The sequence below is a fragment of the Pseudomonas sp. 10S5 genome, assembly GCF_035019745.1.
In the GTDB taxonomy this organism is placed as follows: Bacteria; Pseudomonadota; Gammaproteobacteria; order Pseudomonadales; family Pseudomonadaceae; genus Aquipseudomonas.
The window spans coordinates 90,257-107,111 of the sequence record NZ_JASJVL010000018.1 but is presented as its reverse complement, the minus strand read 5'-3'; the positions used below and the strand labels follow the sequence as shown (position 1 = coordinate 107,111).

General features: G+C 56.3%; 15 protein-coding genes. 9 read left to right on the top strand and 6 right to left on the bottom strand.

The window, feature by feature from the left end:
- Positions 1–91: 91 nt before the first annotated feature.
- On the bottom strand, positions 92–799 hold the full coding sequence (locus QN378_RS18805; protein WP_322205706.1) for a 3'-5' exonuclease: 708 nt from the start codon (positions 797–799) through the stop codon (positions 92–94).
- The gene (locus QN378_RS18800) at positions 796–2,730 is read right to left on the bottom strand and encodes a putative nucleotidyltransferase substrate binding domain-containing protein (protein ID WP_322205705.1); all 1,935 of its coding nucleotides are present in this window, start codon (positions 2,728–2,730) and stop codon (positions 796–798) included. The genes QN378_RS18805 and QN378_RS18800 overlap by 4 nt, the downstream gene beginning before the upstream one ends.
- Positions 2,731–2,979: 249 nt before the next feature.
- Between QN378_RS18800 and QN378_RS18795 the strand changes: the two genes are divergently transcribed.
- Positions 2,980–3,426 (top strand): response regulator, encoded by a 447-nt coding sequence (locus QN378_RS18795; RefSeq protein ID WP_322205704.1) that lies wholly within the window; start codon positions 2,980–2,982, stop codon positions 3,424–3,426.
- 103 nt (positions 3,427–3,529) lie between these two features.
- Here QN378_RS18795 and QN378_RS18790 read toward each other — a convergent pair whose 3' ends face one another.
- Complete coding sequence (locus tag QN378_RS18790) at positions 3,530–5,707, bottom strand: malate synthase G (protein ID WP_322205702.1); 2,178 nt, start codon at positions 5,705–5,707, stop codon at positions 3,530–3,532.
- A 310-nt stretch (positions 5,708–6,017) separates the two neighbouring features.
- On the opposite strand from QN378_RS18790, the gene QN378_RS18785 reads away from it, so the two are divergent.
- Positions 6,018–6,536 carry a glycine cleavage system protein R gene (locus QN378_RS18785; RefSeq protein ID WP_322205701.1) on the top strand — a complete coding sequence of 173 codons (519 nt, stop codon included), beginning with the start codon at positions 6,018–6,020 and terminating at the stop codon, positions 6,534–6,536.
- Positions 6,537–6,701: 165 nt separating this feature from the next.
- Here the strand turns inward: QN378_RS18785 and rarD are convergent, their stop codons facing one another.
- From rarD to QN378_RS18770, 3 genes are all read right to left on the bottom strand, one after another.
- Positions 6,702–7,580: an EamA family transporter RarD gene (rarD, locus tag QN378_RS18780; RefSeq protein ID WP_322205700.1), complete on the bottom strand. Its 879-nt coding sequence runs from the start codon at positions 7,578–7,580 to the stop codon at positions 6,702–6,704.
- An 84-nt stretch (positions 7,581–7,664) separates the two neighbouring features.
- Positions 7,665–8,639 carry a serine/threonine protein kinase gene (locus QN378_RS18775; RefSeq protein WP_322205699.1) on the bottom strand — a complete coding sequence of 325 codons (975 nt, stop codon included), beginning with the start codon at positions 8,637–8,639 and terminating at the stop codon, positions 7,665–7,667.
- A 155-nt stretch (positions 8,640–8,794) separates the two neighbouring features.
- Entirely contained in the window at positions 8,795–9,529 is a 735-nt protein-coding gene (locus tag QN378_RS18770) for a ComF family protein (RefSeq protein ID WP_322205698.1), read from the bottom strand.
- Between the two features lie 100 nt (positions 9,530–9,629).
- Between QN378_RS18770 and bioB the strand changes: the two genes are divergently transcribed.
- The 7 genes from bioB to QN378_RS18735 all read left to right on the top strand — a co-directional run bounded on the left by bioB (position 9,630) and on the right by QN378_RS18735 (position 16,814).
- On the top strand, positions 9,630–10,688 hold the full coding sequence (bioB, locus tag QN378_RS18765) for a biotin synthase BioB (protein ID WP_322205697.1): 1,059 nt from the start codon (positions 9,630–9,632) through the stop codon (positions 10,686–10,688).
- 122 nt (positions 10,689–10,810) lie between these two features.
- On the top strand, positions 10,811–12,001 hold the full coding sequence (bioF, locus tag QN378_RS18760) for an 8-amino-7-oxononanoate synthase (protein ID WP_322205696.1): 1,191 nt from the start codon (positions 10,811–10,813) through the stop codon (positions 11,999–12,001).
- A complete protein-coding gene (locus QN378_RS18755; RefSeq protein ID WP_322205695.1) occupies positions 11,994–12,740 on the top strand; it encodes an alpha/beta fold hydrolase in 747 nt (248 codons plus the stop codon). The genes bioF and QN378_RS18755 overlap by 8 nt, the downstream gene beginning before the upstream one ends.
- Positions 12,733–13,554, top strand: a complete 822-nt coding sequence (gene bioC, locus QN378_RS18750; protein WP_322205694.1) for a malonyl-ACP O-methyltransferase BioC — start codon at positions 12,733–12,735, stop codon at positions 13,552–13,554. The genes QN378_RS18755 and bioC overlap by 8 nt, the downstream gene beginning before the upstream one ends.
- 15 nt (positions 13,555–13,569) lie before the next feature.
- On the top strand, positions 13,570–14,250 hold the full coding sequence (bioD, locus tag QN378_RS18745) for a dethiobiotin synthase (RefSeq protein ID WP_322205693.1): 681 nt from the start codon (positions 13,570–13,572) through the stop codon (positions 14,248–14,250).
- A gap of 161 nt (positions 14,251–14,411) precedes the next feature.
- Positions 14,412–14,750: a pyrroloquinoline quinone biosynthesis protein PqqE gene (locus tag QN378_RS18740; protein ID WP_323550786.1), complete on the top strand. Its 339-nt coding sequence runs from the start codon at positions 14,412–14,414 to the stop codon at positions 14,748–14,750.
- 258 nt (positions 14,751–15,008) lie between these two features.
- On the top strand, positions 15,009–16,814 hold the full coding sequence (locus QN378_RS18735; RefSeq protein WP_322205690.1) for a phenylacyl-CoA dehydrogenase: 1,806 nt from the start codon (positions 15,009–15,011) through the stop codon (positions 16,812–16,814).
- Positions 16,815–16,855: the final 41 nt, after the last annotated feature.

Sequence of the window (16,855 nt, the reverse complement as noted above, 5' to 3'; positions counted from 1 at the left end):
GATGCGGCAACTTTGCGAGGCGTTGTCGATGATGTATATCGGGCGCGTCAGATAGGTTGCGTAGGAAATTTCCTGTCCGCCAGTGCGGGGCCTAAAACGAATGCGATTGCTGACGTCTGCGCCAGTGGCTGAGGCTTTGTTCCAAGCGTGCAGAGCTGTCCATTTGCTGCTTGCGAGCATGGCTGAACAGGATCAATGCCAATTCGGCAGTGACCAACGCATCGGCGCTGGCGTGGTGACGTTCGCCCGCGTGCAAACCAAAAAATGCGGTCCAGTCATCAAGGCCTGCTTGCCGGATATTCGCGTGAGGGAACAGCATCGGTGCCATTTGCGCCACGTCAAAAAAACGGTGCTGCAAGCGATACCCAAGACTATCTTTCAACGCACGGCCTAGCATGTGTTGGTCGAATGAGGCGTGAAAGGCCATTAACGGGCTGTTGCCGACAAACTCCATAAGGTCCAACAAAGCATCGACAGGGTCGCTCCCCGCCGCGATAGCGCTGGGGCCTAAGCCATGCAGCAGCACGCTGGGGCTGAGCTTGTGATCCGACCGCAGAATCGTGCGTTCGAATTGCTGGCCCAAATCAATGGCGCCGTCCTCGATTACCACTGCACCGATGGATAACACCACGTCACGGTTCAGGTTCAGGCCACTGGTTTCCAGGTCAAGCACGACCCAACGTTGTTGGCGCAAGGGATGATCATTGACGGTTGCACAGGTCGCCAGATTCTCCAGGCGCTGTTGTTGGCGGGCGTCGAGAGAAGGTGTAGCACCGCGTAGCCACGCAAATAAATTCATAGCTGATAGCGCAGCGTCAGACTGTTCTGCAGGCGTTGAGCCTGACGCAGCGACTCGCGCAAAATACGCCGATCCAGCTGGTTGAGAATGTCCGGGTCGACACGATTGGAATAGGGTAAGTTCTGCCGACTTTGCAGTTGGTGTTGCTGCATCCGGGTTTGCTGAATGAAATGGTACGCCTCTTCATAGGCCGCGCCGTCCAGCGGCTCAATGACTTCTTTGTCGACTAACTGGCGCAGGCGTTCGAGGGTGTTGTTGGCTTCGATGCCATTGGCCAGCGCGAGCAGACGGGCGCCGTCGACAAACGGCGTCAAACCTTGGGTTTTGAGGTCCAGTGTGGCTTTTTCACTGCCTTTACGAGCGAGCACAAATTCACGAAAGCGCCCGACTGGCGGCCGCTGGCGGAGCGCGTTCTCGGCCATCATGCGTTGAAATAATCTGTTGTCAGCCACCTGGTCAAGAATGGCGCTGCGCAGTTGATCAACGCTGCGTTCATCGCCCCACACCACCCGCAGATCAAAATAGATGCTGGAGGCCAGCAGATTTTCAGGTGTCGCCTCCCGGATAAACGCCGCAAACCGCCGTGACCATTCTAAGCGCGACAAACACAAATCAGGGTTGCCGGCCATGATGTTGCCTTTGCACAGGGTAAATCCGCACTGCGCGAGACTTTGATTGATCTGTTGCGCCAAGGGCAGCAATTTCGCGCGTATGGCCGCAGCTTCTGCTGCGTCACTGGCTTCAAATAGGATGCCGTTGTCTTGGTCCGTGAACAGCGTTTGCTCGCGGCGACCTTCGCTGCCAAAACACAACCAACTGAAGGGGATTGCAGGGTCGCCTTTTTCCAACACCGTCAGTTCGATAACTCTGCACACTGTGTGGTCGTTTAGCAGTGTGATGATCTGGGTGATCTGTGTCGACGAAGCGCCGTGGGCCAGCATACGGTCGACCAGTTGAACAATTTCGCCCCGCAAATTGGCCAGGCTTTCAATTTTCGGTGCGTTACGAATAGTCCGCGCTAAATGCACCAGGTCCACACGCTGCAAAGAAAACAAATCGCGCTCGGATACCACGCCGCACAGGCGCTGTTCCTTGACCAGACAGACATGTGCGATATGCCGCTCGGTCATCGCGATAGCGGCGTCAAATGCGCTGGCATCGGGGCTCAGAAAAAACGGTTTCTGAATCATGTTTTTTTCAATGGGCAAACCGAAGTCGCCGGTGCCGTCGGCCACTACTTGGCGAAGGTCGCGCAGAGTGAATATACCCAGCGGCGCCTTGCGTTCATCGACGATCACTATGCTGCCGACTTGTTGCTCGTGCATCAGCTTGACCGCTTCGCGTAGCGGGGTGCCCGGACTGCACGTCACGGGGTGACGCATGGCCAGTTCGCCGAGTCGAGTGTTCAGCGAATATTGAGTGCCGAGTGCTTCTGCGGCGCGTTGCTGAACTTGTTGGTTGACCTGATCGAGCAGGCTGCTGACGCCACGTAAAGCGAAGTCACGAAACACGCTGGAAAGTGCGAACAATTTGATGAACGCTAATTTATTCAGTTGTAGGCAAAAGGTGTCTTCAGCCGCCAGATGCTCGGTGCGGGTGGCGCGTTCGCCTAGCAACGCAGCCAGCGGGAAGCACTCCCCGGTGGAAATCTCGAATGTGGTCTCGGTTCCGCTTTTCGCAGGGTGCGTACGCTCGCCTACGACCCGGCCGGTTTTAACAATGTAAAAATGCTCTACCGGGCCGTCTGCGGGTTTGATAATGCTTTCATCAGCCGCGTAAAAACGCAGTTGGCACTGTTCGACCAAGTACGCGAGATGGGCGTTTTCCATCTGGTTGAACGGTGGAAACTTTTGCAGGAATTGAATGGTGCCGTGTATGTTTTGCAGCACCGCTGTCTTTCCTGCCTGGGTGAAAGCATCTGCCTTGCTCATGACCATGACCGCTTATGTAGAACAATTTTTAGAGTCGGTTTTCGACACTCATGGTCGACCGCTAGCGGGCAAGTGCCCATTGGACGTAAGTCTAGGGTCGAGTTAATGGGCTAGAGTATGAATACCTGACTCGTGTGCTCGGATTTTTGCGTGAGTTTTGAGTGAAGATCAGGTACAAAGCGGGCGAAGCGTACAGCGCATCATCTTTGATTCGCTGTCCTATAAGTGCGAGGAATCAATGAGACCTGTATGACTGAGCTCGACCTGTTGAGTGAAGAAGAGCGCGAAGCGATCAACGAGGCGATGCAAACGTCCGATCCGCTCGAGCAACAACGAGTGCTTATCGTCGATGACAACAAAGACGAACGGGGGCTGCTTGCCGAATTTCTTAATTTGAATGGCATTAGTTGCCTTACCGCTAGCGATTGTACGTCGGCACTTAGTTTGCTTGAACACCGCAGGTCCATTGGGCTGTTGATCACTGACTTGCGTATGGCGCCTTGCAGTGGTCTGGACCTGATCCGTCAGGTTAGGGAATCGCCAAGGGCGGGGTTGCCAATCATCATAGTGTCTGGCGAAGCCGACGTTAAAGATGCCATTGAGGCAATGCATTTGAGCGTTGTGGATTTTTTGCTGAAGCCGATTGATAACCAGCGGTTACTGGAGTTGATCCGCAAGGAGTTGAGAATCGCTTAAAAGGCGTCGCGAATGAATTCGCTCCCACAGAAATCTCAGTGGGAGCGAATTTATTCGCGAATGCAGCTCCTCGCGATCGCGATAGACCGCAAGGAACCTTTAATTACAGCCCGTTTTTTGCCTTGAACTCACGACGTCGACGGTGCAGCACGGGCTCGGTATAGCCGTTGGGTTGTTTAGTCCCTTCGATTACCAGTTCAAGTGCTGCCTGGAACGCGATGTTACTGTCGAAATCCGGCGCCAAGGGCCGGTACAGCGGGTCATTGATATTCTGCCGGTCGACTACAGGCGCCATGCGCTTGAGGCTTTCGAGTACCTGATGCTCGTTAACCACGTCATGGCGTAGCCAGTTGGCGATGTGCTGGCTGGAAATTCGCAGTGTGGCGCGGTCTTCCATCAGGCCAATATCGTTGATATCCGGCACTTTCGAGCAACCAATACCCTGATCAATCCAGCGCACTACATAGCCAAGGATGCCCTGAGCATTGTTGTCTAATTCGTTCTTTATTTCTTCGGGCGTCCAGTTGGTGTTCGGTGCCAGTGGAATGGACAGAATGTCGTCAACTGACGCAAGAGCGCGTTTGGCCAACTCTGCCTGGCGGGCGAACACATCAACTTTGTGGTAATGCAGCGCGTGCAACACAGCAGCCGTTGGCGAAGGCACCCACGCGGTGTTCGCGCCCGCCAATGGGTGAGCGATTTTCTGCTCAAGCATTGCGGCCATCAGGTCAGGCATGGCCCACATGCCTTTACCGATTTGTGCACGACCTTGCAGGCCGCAGCTCAAGCCGATATCGACGTTCGAGTTTTCGTATGCGCTGATCCATTTCTCGGCTTTCATCTGTGCTTTACGCACCACCGGACCTGCTTCCATGGACGTATGGATTTCATCGCCCGTGCGATCAAGAAAACCGGTATTGATAAACACCACGCGCTCGCTCGCCGCCTGAATACAGGCCTTGAGGTTGACCGTAGTGCGGCGCTCTTCGTCCATGATCCCGACTTTTAGCGTGTTGCGTGGCAGCTTGAGCACATCTTCGACACGGCCAAACAGCTCGTTGGTGAACGCTGCTTCTTCCGGACCGTGCATTTTCGGTTTGACGATATAGACCGAACCGGTGCGGCTGTTCGTGCGGGAGCTTTCGCCGTTGAGGCTGTGGATGGCGGCCAGGCTGGTGAGCAAGCCGTCGAGAATACCTTCCGGGACTTCGTTACCGTCTTTGTCGAGAATCGCATCGATGGTCATCAGGTGACCGACGTTGCGGATGAACAACAGCGAGCGGCCATGCAAGCTGACCTCGCCACCGTTGGGTGCGGTGTAGGTGCGGTCGGCGTTCATGGTGCGGGTGAAAGTTTCGCCGCCTTTGGACACTTGTTCGGCCAAGTCGCCTTTCATCAGGCCGAGCCAGTTGCGGTACACCACGACTTTGTCGTCGGCATCGACGGCGGCAATTGAATCTTCGCAGTCCATGATGGTGGTCAGTGCAGCCTCCATCAGCACGTCTTTGACACCCGCCGCATCGGTCTTGCCAACGGGGCTGTTAGCGTCGATCTGGATCTCGAAATGCAGACCGTTGTGTTTAAGCCCGATGGCGCTAGGCGCCGAGCCTTCGCCGCGGAAGCCAATCAGTTGTGCATCGTCGGCCAGGCCCGAGTTGCTACCGCCCTTAAGCGAAACGACCAGCTTGCTGTCAATCAGCTTATAGCCGGTGGAGTCGACGTGGGAGCCGGCAGCCAATGGCGCGGCTTCGTCGAGGAAGGCGCGGGCGAAGGCGATGACCTTATCGCCGCGAACCTTGTTGTAGCCTTTGGTTTTTTCCGCGCCCCCGGCTTCGCTGATAGCGTCGGTGCCGTACAAAGCGTCGTAAAGCGAACCCCAACGTGCATTGGATGCGTTGAGTGCGAAGCGCGCATTCATAACCGGGACCACTAACTGTGGACCCGCCATACGGGCAACTTCATCGTCGACGTTTTGTGTAGTGATCTGGAAATTCGCTGCTTCTGGCAACAAATAGCCTATTTCTTGCAGGAAGGCTTTATAGGCCGTCGCGTCGTGGGCAGCGCCTGCTTGAGACTGATGCCAGGCATCTATACGCGCCTGAAAATCATCGCGTTTGACGAGTAGAGCTTTGTTCTTCGGCGCAAGCTCATTGATGAGCTTTTCGGTACTGGTCCAGAACGTGGCGGCATCAAGGCCGGTTCCTGGAATGGCTTCGTTATTAACGAAGTCCAACAGGACTTTGGCGACCTGAAGGCCACCGACTTGAAGGTGTTCAGTCATTGCTTGCCTCACTCTGTTCAGCGGTTAGCTTTTCATCGATCAAACGTTATGTAGTGCGTGCTGCGGCATACTACATGAAGCATTGAGTTGTGAAAATCTGGGTAATAACGTCATTAAGTGGCTCACAACAAGTACGAGCCATTTAAGAAAAGGATGTTCTCAAAAACGGCAAGGATTGTTCCAGATAATTATTAAAATAGTACACGATTAGTTTGGCCTCATAGATTACGGCCCATGCCTATACTTGATCGACCACCCAGTGGCATTGCGTCTTCACCGAGTTGGCGCTTCCAGAATAAGAGGATTGACCGTGGATCATCTCGTCATCACTGTATTTGCCCCCGATCAACCGGGACAGGTTGAACGCATTGCTGAATGCATCGCTGAACATGGCGGTAATTGGTTGGAAAGCCGGATGTCACGCTTGGCCGGGCAATTTGCCGGGGTAGTAAGGGTCGGCGTGCCTGCCCAATCCCAAGAGGCAATGTTGGATGCCTTGCAAGCCTTATCGGCTCACGGCATTCGGGTACTGGTCGCCCAGAGTGAGATTGAACAGTCGTGCAGTTGGAAACCCATTGCGATGGAGTTGGTGGGCAATGATCGACCTGGCATCGTCCGTGACATTACTCGGGTGCTGGCGGAGCAGGGCGTTAATCTTGAGCGATTGGTCACCAGCGTGAGCCCTGCACCCATGAGCAGCGAGTTGCTGTTCCACGCCGACGCGATCCTGGGCGTGCCGCTGACGCTGTCATTAGACGTGCTGCAAAAACGCCTGGAAACTTTGGCAGACGATTTGATGGTAGAGCTGGTGTTGAAAGTCGAAGAATAAAGCCGCGGACTTTCAGACAAATCGCGCCGCTTGTTAATTACCAACAAAGGTTATCCACTTTTTACCTGCATCTGCCCGTGGATAACCTGGAGAGACCGCCGGAAGCCACGCGCCTTGTGGCTTACACCGCGATGTTCATTTATTGACCAGTAATTAAAGATTGCTTCAGCGAGATCGCAGCCAGATATCGACGCTGTAAACCGCCAGTCCCGCCCATATGAAGGCAAAGGCTAGCAATGTGGTACTTGAAAGGTGCTCGCCATAAACCCGCACGGCCAACGCCAACACCAGTGTAGGCGCTACGTATTGTAGAAAGCCCAGAGTGGTGTAGGGCAAGTGCCGCGCTGCCGCGTTGAAACAAATCAGTGGCATGACCGTTATTGGCCCGGCAGCTGCCAGCCACCAAGCCTCAGAGGTGGTCCAGAAACTGGGTTGAGCGCTGACGGCCGCAGGATTAAACAACATCCAGCCAATTGCCAATGGCACCAGTAACCAAGTTTCCACCACCAGTCCCGGCAGTGCCGCCACGGGCGCCTTTTTGCGGATCAACCCGTAAAAGGCAAAACTTAACGCCAGTACCAGCGATACCCACGGCAGACTGCCCACTTGCCATACTTGCTGCGCAACGCCCACCGTTGCCAGAATTACCGCCAGCCATTGCAAAGGCCGTAAGCGTTCGCCCAACAGCAGCATGCCCAGCAAGACATTGACCAGTGGGTTGATGTAGTAGCCCAGACTGGCTTCAACCATGCGTCCGTTATTGACCGCCCAGACATAGGTCAGCCAATTGATGGCGATTAGGCTTCCGCTCAGCGTGAGGATGGCCAAGCGACGTGGATTGTTACGCAGCTCTCGCCACCAACCTGGGTGTTTCCACACCAGCAACAGCAAGGAGCCACACAGTGCGGACCACAGCACCCTATGGACAATAATCTCTACTGACGGGACAGTGGCGATGGCTTTGAAATAAAGCGGGAACAAGCCCCACGTGATGTAGGCCGTTAGGCCCAGAATGTACCCGCGACGCGGGTTGACGGCTTGCATGCATGTTCCTTACGCAGCGAATGGTCGGGCAGTTTTTCTTTGAATAGGGCCGTTACCCGCAGGCCGCGGCGCTGGATTGACGGCTTAAAACAGCTTCAGCGGTTCTTCGTTGAGCGCCGACAATTGTTCTCGCAATGCCAGCACCTGATCGCCCCAATAACGCTCGGTACCGAACCAAGGGAAGCTGTGTGGAAAGGCGGGGTCATCCCAACGCCGGGCGAGCCATGCGCTGTAGTGCATCAGGCGCAACGCGCGCAACGGTTCGATCAACGCCAGTTCGCGGGGGTTGAAATCGTGAAACTCGCTGTAGCCATCCATCAGTTCTGACAACTGGCTCAGGCATTCCTGGCGATCACCGGCGAGCATCATCCAGATGTCCTGTGCTGCCGGGCCCATGCGGCAATCATCGAGGTCGACGATGTGGAACATTTCATCGCGGGCCATCATGTTGCCGGGGTGGCAATCACCGTGCATACGGATGTTTTTATGCGGCGTGGCGGCGTAAACGTCTTCGACTCGCTTGAGCAAATCGCGAGCGACTGATTCATAGGCCGGCAACAAGCTGCGCGGAATGCAGTTGTTTTCCAGCAGAAACGCCAGCGAGTCGTGACCGAAGTTTTTAACGCCGAGCGCTTCGCGGTGCTCGAACGGCTTGGTGGCGCCCACTGCGTGTATGCGGCCTAGCAGTTGCCCGAGGCGATACAGTTGATCCAGGTTGCCCGGCTCTGGCGCCCGCCCGCCGCGACGTGGGAACAGGGTGAAGCGAAAGCCCGCGTGTTCATGCAGGGTTTGGCCGTTATGGATCATGGGCGCAACCACTGGGATATCAACTTCGGCCAATTCGAAGGTGAAGCTGTGTTCTTCGAGAATCGCGTCGTTGGTCCAGCGCTGTGGCCGGTAGAACTTGGCAATCAGCGGCTCGCCGTCTTCGATGCCGACTTGATACACACGGTTTTCGTAACTGTTGAGCGCAAGGATGCGGGCGTCGCTGAGAAAGCCGATGCTTTCGACAGCATCAAGCACCAGATCAGGCGTGAGTGTTGCAAACGGGTGGGCCATGCTTACTCCTGCGCGCAGCAGGCTGCCGCGTCGGGCCCGATATGTTAGCGCAATGAGGCTGCGCCTGACACATTCGCTGATTTGCCCGACGCTGCAGGAGCCAACGTGTTGGCGAAGAAGTCAGCCCCGCAAACAGGTTGAGACTTGGCCATGCATCAGTCCTGAGGCTTTGGCGTTCGCGCGAGGCAATAAATATCCACCCGCCTTGCTCCCCCGTCCAGGAGCAAGCGCGACAGGGCGTTCACCGTTGCGCCGGTGGTTAACACATCGTCCACCACCGCAAAATGTTTGCCCTTTATCTGTGCTCCGGGACGGATGGCAAACGCTTTGCGCAAATTGCTTTGACGGGCTTTGGCGTCCAATCCTTGCTGCGCTGGAGTATCCAATACCCGAAGCAACAAATGTTCGTCTGTTATCACATCCAATTGCGTACCGAGCCAGCGAGCTAGCATCTCGGCTTGGTTATAACCACGCTGGCGTAGCCTTTTGTTCGCAAGCGGCACCGGCAGCAGGCAATCCGGACGCGCAAGACCTTCAGCGAAACGGTGCTGCAGAGCTTGCCCAAGCAACTGCGCGAGCAGCCGCCCCATGGGCCATTTCCCCTGATGCTTGAAGCGTGTAACCAAGCTATCAACGGGGAAGTCGTAACGCCATGGCACCACGACGTCACTGAATGCGGGTGGCTGTCGGCGGCATTGGCCGCAGGTCAGACCGGCCATTGGCATGGGCAGCGCGCAACGTTCGCAGCTGTCCCCAAGCCAAGGCAGGTCGGTTTCACAGCCGGTACAGATAGGAAATAACGCGTCTGTGGTCTCGTCGCACAATAAACATGTTTGTTTGTTTTTTAACCAGATGTAAACCTGATGCGTGCTCTGTGGTTGACAGCGCATGGCTCTTCCTTAAATATGCCGAACATCCGTGTAGTCCGAATGACCGTGTGTTCTAACCGCGCTCATTCGCGCAAGCCAAGAACAAACAAGGAGCCGCCCAATGAGCGCCAGCATCACCGCCACTCTGCGTCACGACTGGACTTTAGCCGAGGTCAGAGCGCTGTTCGTACAGCCATTCAATGACCTGTTATTTCAGGCGCAGACCGTGCACCGTGCTCATTTCGACGCCAACCGGGTTCAGGTATCAACGCTGCTTTCGATCAAAACGGGTGCCTGCCCGGAAGATTGCAAATACTGCCCGCAGTCTGGCCACTACAACACCGGGCTGGAAAAAGAGAAGCTGCTGGAAGTGCAGAAAGTTCTGGAGGAGGCCGCTCGCGCTAAATCCATCGGCTCCACGCGGTTTTGCATGGGGGCGGCCTGGAAGCATCCTTCTGCCAAAGACATGCCATACGTGCTCGAAATGGTCAAAGGCGTTAAGGCCATGGGCCTGGAAACTTGCATGACCTTGGGCCGTCTCGACCAGGATCAAACCGCCGCATTGGCCACCGCCGGGCTGGATTACTACAACCACAACCTAGATACCTCGCCTGAGTTCTACGGCAGCATCATTACCACCCGCACCTATAGCGAGCGTTTGCAAACCTTGGCCTATGTGCGTGAGTCGGGAATGAAGATCTGTTCCGGCGGAATCCTTGGCATGGGCGAAAGCCTTGATGACCGTGCCGGGCTACTGATGCAATTGGCCAACCTGCCGGAGCATCCTGAGTCGGTGCCGATCAACATGTTGGTCAAGGTGGCCGGTACGCCGCTGGAAAATGCTGAAGACATTGACCCATTCGACTTTATTCGGATGCTGGCGGTGGCGCGCATCATGATGCCGCAATCTCACGTGCGCCTGTCCGCGGGCCGCGAAGCGATGAATGAACAGATGCAAGCATTGGCCTTCTTTGCCGGTGCCAACTCGATTTTCTACGGCGACAAGCTGCTGACTACTGCTAACCCGCAGGCCGACAAGGACATGCAGCTGTTTGCGCGTCTGGGCATTCTTCCGGAGGCCGGGGTGGAGCATTCAGACGAAGTGCATCAGGCCGCTATCGAGCAGGCGTTGATCGAGCAAAAGAGCAGCGAAATGTTTTACGACGCTACTGCGGTCTGATTCTGCCTTTACCTCTGTAGGAGCCAACGTTGGCGAGGCGGCGTGTCTGATACACCGCGCAAGGCCTATCGCCAACACGTTGGCTCCTACAGGAACGCTACCCAAACACCCACGAGGCCTGCATGTCTTTCGATCTCCGCACGCGTCTGGCCGCTCGTCGCGCTGAACAGCTTTATCGTCATCGCCCATTGCTTCAAAGTCCCCAAGGCCCTGAAGTAGTGGTCGATGGCCAGCCGCTGTTGGCGTTCTGTAATAACGACTACCTCGGTTTGGCCAATCACCCTGAAGTGATTGCTGCCTGGCAAGTGGGGGCTGATCGGTGGGGTGTGGGCGGCGGCGCTTCGCACCTGGTGATCGGTCACAGCAGCCCGCATCACGAACTCGAAGAAGCCTTGGCCGACTTGACCGGTCGTCCCCGTGCCTTGCTGTTTTCCAACGGCTACATGGCCAACCTTGGTGCGGTCACCGCGCTGGTCGGGAAGGGCGATACGGTGCTGGAAGACCGGCTCAATCATGCGTCTTTGCTGGATGCGGGTTTGCTCAGCGGCGCGCGGTTTTCACGCTATCTGCACAACGATGCCAACAGCCTTGCCTCACGCTTGGAGACAGCCAGCGGCAATACGCTGGTGGTCACCGATGGCGTGTTCAGCATGGATGGCGATTTAGCTGACCTGCCGACGTTGGCCCAAGCGGCGAAAGCCAAAGGTGCATGGCTGATGGTGGACGACGCCCATGGGTTTGGCCCGCTGGGCGCCAACGGTGCGGGCGCTGTAGAACATTTCGGTTTGAGCATGGAAGACGTGCCGGTGTTGGTCGGGACGTTGGGCAAAGCCTTCGGCACTGCCGGTGCTTTTGTCGCGGGCAGTGAAGAGTTGATCGAAACCCTTATCCAGTTCGCTCGGCCCTACATTTACACCACTAGCCAACCCCCTGCGCTGGCCTGCGCCACGCTAAAAAGCCTTGAAATACTGCGCCGCGAACACTGGCGTCGCGAGCACCTGCGACGTTTGATTCAGCAGTTCCGCCATGGTGCCGAACAGATCGGTCTGCAGTTGGTGGACAGCTTTACGCCGATCCAGCCAATTCTGATCGGTGACAGTGGCCGCGCTTTGCATCTGTCGCAGATGTTGCGTGATCGTGGCCTGCTGGTGACCGCTATTCGCCCGCCAACCGTCCCTGCCGGCGGTGCGCGTTTACGTGTCACCTTGTCCGCCGCCCACAGCGAAGCGCAAGTGCAGCTATTGTTGAATGCATTGGCGCAGTGTTATCCGCTGCTCGGTGAACACGAATTGGTGGAAGTGGACCATGCGTGATCGTCTGATTTTGCTACCAGGCTGGGGTTTAGGGATCTCACCGTTAGAGCCGTTGGCCGCTGCGTTGCGCGGTCTCGACGAGCATTTGCGGGTAGAAATCGAACCGTTGCCCGATGTCCAATTGTCGGCTTTCGGCGACATCGAGCTGAGCGAAGTGCTTGATGAACTCGATGCCACATTGCCCGACAATGCTTGGCTCGGCGGCTGGTCTTTAGGTGGGATGTTGGCGACGGAACTGGCCGCGCGTCGTGCCGATCGTTGCTGTGGTCTGCTGACGTTCGCCAGTAACAGCTCCTTCGTTTCTCGTAGCGACTGGCCCCATGCGATGTCGCCCGAGGCATTCGATGCGTTTCTCGCCGGGTGCTCGGTTGATCCGCAGGGCACACTAAAACGTTTCAGCCTGCTGTGCGTTCAAGGCGCCGAAGACCCTCGTGGTTTGGCCCGGTTGTTAAACGCTGCCGCCCCGCATACCTCGCCCGATGGGCTGCTGCATGGCTTGAAATTGCTGGCACAACTCGACACCCGCAATGCTTTGCAAGCTTATCGCGGGCCTCAACTGCATCTGTTTGCGGGCCTTGATGCACTGGTGCCGGCCGAAGCGGCAAGCGATCTACTGAGTATTCTGCCCGATGTGGAAATCGGCCTGATCGAACAGGCCAGCCACGCCTTCATTCTGGAAAATCCACACGGGGTGGCTGCGGCAATCCAGGCGTTTTTACATGAGTCCGGTGATGACTGATTTGTCCTTCTTCAAAAAAACCAGCGTCGAGACCGGCGCGTTGCCCGACAAGCGTCAGGTAGCGGCGTCTTTTTCCCGCGCCGCCGCCAGTTACGACAGCGTGGCCGAGTTACAACGCGCGGTCGGAAGCGAACTGCTGGCACGTTTTCCCGCTGAATTGAAACCGTCGCGCTGGCTGGACCTGGGCAGCGGCACCGGTTATTTCAGCCGCATCCTGGCGCAAACGTTCACCGAGAGCGAAGGTGTTGCTCTGGACATAGCCGAAGGCATGTTGCGCCATGCGCGCCCCTTGGGCGGTGCCGAGCATTTTGTGGCGGGTGATGCCGAGCAAATGCCGCTGAGGGATCAAGGTTGCGGGCTGATTTTTTCCAGCCTAGCGGTGCAGTGGTGTGCGGACTTTGGCGCGGTGCTTAGCGAAGCGCGGCGGGTATTACAACCGGGCGGTGTGTTGGCGTTTGCCAGTCTATGCGTGGGCACCTTGTATGAACTGCGAGAGAGCTGGCAAGCGGTAGATGGAATGGTCCATGTCAATCGCTTCCGTCAATTCGAGGATTATCAGCAGCTCTGTGCCTCCAGTGGCTTGCGAATTCACAGTTTAGGCGTGCAGCCACATGTGTTGTATTACCCTGATGTTCGCAGCCTGACCCATGAGTTGAAAGCCTTGGGCGCCCACAATCTAAATCCGGGTCGGCCCGGTGGTTTGACCGGTCGCGCGCGCATAATGGGGCTGATCAACGCTTATGAACGGTTTCGCCACAGCGAAGGGCTGCCGGCCACTTACCAAGTGGTCTACGCGGTGTTGGAAAAACCATGAATAGCAGGCACTGAGATGAGCAGTTCGTACTTCATCACGGGCACCGATACGGATGTCGGTAAAACCACCATTGCGACCGGGCTGCTGCATGCTGCACGACAGGCCGGTTTAAGCACTGCAGCCGGTAAACCGGTCGCTTCAGACTGCATTGTCGGACCGGATGGCTTGCGCAACAGTGACGCGTTGGCGCTGATGGCGGAATGTTCGGTAAAACTGACGTACGACGAAGTCAATCCGATAGCGTTCGAACCGGCCATTGCCCCGCACCTGGCTGCGCGCGAAGCAGGTGTAGTGCTGTCCGTGCAAGCGCTGCTCGAACCCATGCGCAATGTGCTGAACAAGGGGGCCGACTTCACCCTGATCGAAGGTGCTGGAGGTTGGCGAGTACCGCTGGCTGACCAGGCTAACCTGTCAGACCTTGCAGTGGCGTTGCAGTTGCCCGTGATTCTGGTGGTCGGTGTCCGTTTGGGCTGCATCAACCATGCGCTGCTGACGGCCGAAGCCATCGCCCGCGACGGCCTTCCATTGGCGGGGTGGGTGGCCAATATCATCGACGGCAAGACTTCACGTCTGGAAGAAAATCTCGCCACCTTGGCTGAACGTTTGCCCGCGCCGTGTTTGGGCCGTGTGCCACGGTTGAAAAAACCGACAGCGGAAGCGGTGGCTGAGTTTCTGCATTTGGAGTTGTTGGATTAGGGGTCTATTTATATTGGGTAGGGCCTTTGCAATTTACATTCAACAAGGGCAGCCTGTTTTAACTATCAACCGGCCAATTGCCATTAGTCTTTTTGTCGAGTCTTTTACGGCTTGGTCTGTTTCAATGGTGGCTGTTCGTTATATGAACTGAGGTTAATTCCATGCAAATTTCCAGCAACAGCGCTTTTTCTTCGGGTATTAGCCTGGTCCAGGCCGGGTTGGCGCGGGTTGATCAAGCAGCTGTACAAATTGCCAACGCTAGCGTTTCCAGCGATGCGTCCAACGGCAGCGTCTCCACAAGTACGGGCGATGCTTCCGCTAGGAGTCAATCGTCGAACCAACAAGTCGAGCGTCTGCATTCGGTTGACCGCAGTCAGCAAACTGATCTAGCGACCAGCGCAGTAGAACTCTCCTTGGCTAAAATCCAAGCCGAACTCGGCGTTAAAGTGGCCAAGGCTTCCGACGAAATGCTCGGCACGTTTATCGATACTCACGCCTGATCGCTGCCTTCGCGGTGCGCCTCGTCGCACCCGGTTACTCCTCTAGCTCCTGCATTTGCGTTTCACTCAACTAAACTTAATCGGCCTGATAGCGTGCCTGCGCTACGGCTGCGGCGTTCGCGTGGACATTTTAAAGCCTTGTGGGCGATGAACGGAGCACGCGCTGCGCTTGACAAGGTTTAGACGTAAACGTATGTTTCAAACAACTGTTTGATCGACCGATCATTCGCTCCAGGATTCTCAGCAGAGGTTATCGCTATGCCGGACTACAAGGCCCCCTTGCGTGATATTCGCTTCGTTCGTGACGAGTTGCTCGGCTACGAAGCGCATTATCAAAGCCTGCCGGCTTGCCAGGACGCTACTCCAGACATGGTTGACGCCATTCTTGAAGAAGGCGCCAAGTTTTGTGAGCAGGTGTTGGCACCGTTGAATCGTGTCGGCGACTCTGAAGGCTGCACCTGGAGCGAGTCCGGCGTGAAAACCCCGACGGGCTTCAAGCAGGCTTACCAGCAATTCGTGGAAGGCGGCTGGCCTAGCTTGGCGCACGACGTGGCCCATGGCGGTCAAGGCCTGCCAGAGTCACTCGGCCTGGCTGTCAGTGAAATGGTCGGCGAAGCCAACTGGTCGTGGGGCATGTACCCCGGCCTGTCGCACGGCGCGATGAACACCATTTCCGAGCACGGTACTGAAGAACAGCAACAGGCTTACCTGACCAAGCTGGTTTCGGGCGAATGGACCGGCACCATGTGCTTGACCGAATCGCACTGCGGTACCGACTTGGGCATGTTGCGCACCAAGGCCGAACCGCAAGCTGACGGCTCCTACAAAGTGACCGGCACCAAGATCTTCATTTCTGCTGGCGAACACGACATGGCCGACAACATCGTCCATATCGTGCTGGCCCGCCTGCCGGATGCACCGGCGGGCACTAAAGGTATTTCGCTGTTCATCGTGCCTAAGTTCATGCCAAACGCTGACGGTAGCGTTGGCGCTCGCAATGCGGTCAGCTGCGGTTCCCTGGAACACAAAATGGGTATCCACGGTAACGCGACGTGCGTGATGAACTTCGATGCAGCCACGGGCTTCTTGATCGGCGCGCCGAACAAAGGCCTGAACTGCATGTTTACGTTCATGAACACCGCGCGTTTGGGGACTGCACTTCAGGGCCTTGCCCACGCCGAGATCGGCTTTCAGGGCGGCTTGAAATATGCCCGTGATCGTTTGCAAATGCGTTCGCTAACCGGCCCGAAAGCGCCCGAGAAAGCCGCAGACCCGATCATCGTTCACCCTGATGTACGCCGCATGCTGTTGACCATGAAAGCCTTCGCTGAAGGCAACCGGGCAATGGTTTACTTCACTGCCAAGCTGGTCGATATCGTTAAGTACGGTCAAGACGATGAGCAGAAGAAGCAAGCGGACGGCCTGTTGGCGTTCATGACCCCGATCGCCAAAGCCTTCATGACTGAGGTCGGCTTCGAAGCGGCTAACCATGGCGTGCAAATCTACGGCGGCCACGGTTTTATCGCGGAGTGGGGCATGGAGCAAAACGTCCGCGACAGCCGCATTTCGATGCTGTACGAAGGCACCACCGGCATCCAGGCGCTGGACCTGTTGGGCCGCAAAGTGTTGATGACTCAAGGCGAAGCGCTGAAAGGCTTCACCAAGATCGTCCACAAGTTCTGCCAGACCAACGAAGGCAATGAAGCGGTTAAAGAGTTCGTCGAACCCTTGGCTGCGCTGAATAAAGAATGGGGCGAGTTGACCATGAAGGTCGGTATGGCCGCTATGAAAGACCGTGAAGAAGTCGGTGCCGCTTCGGTGGATTACCTGATGTACTCCGGTTATGCCTGCCTGGCTTATTTCTGGGCTGACATGGCGCGACTGGCAGCTGAAAAATTGGCTGCCGGTACTACCGAAGAAGCGTTCTATACGGCCAAGTTACAAACGGCGCGCTTCTACTTCCAGCGTATCTTGCCGCGCACCCGTACTCACGTGGTGACCATGCTTTCAGGCGCTAACAACCTGATGGACATGAAAGAAGAGAACTTCGCACTGGGCTATTAAAGCTGCGTCGTTTTTAAATAACCGCTTTTCCTTTTGGGGAA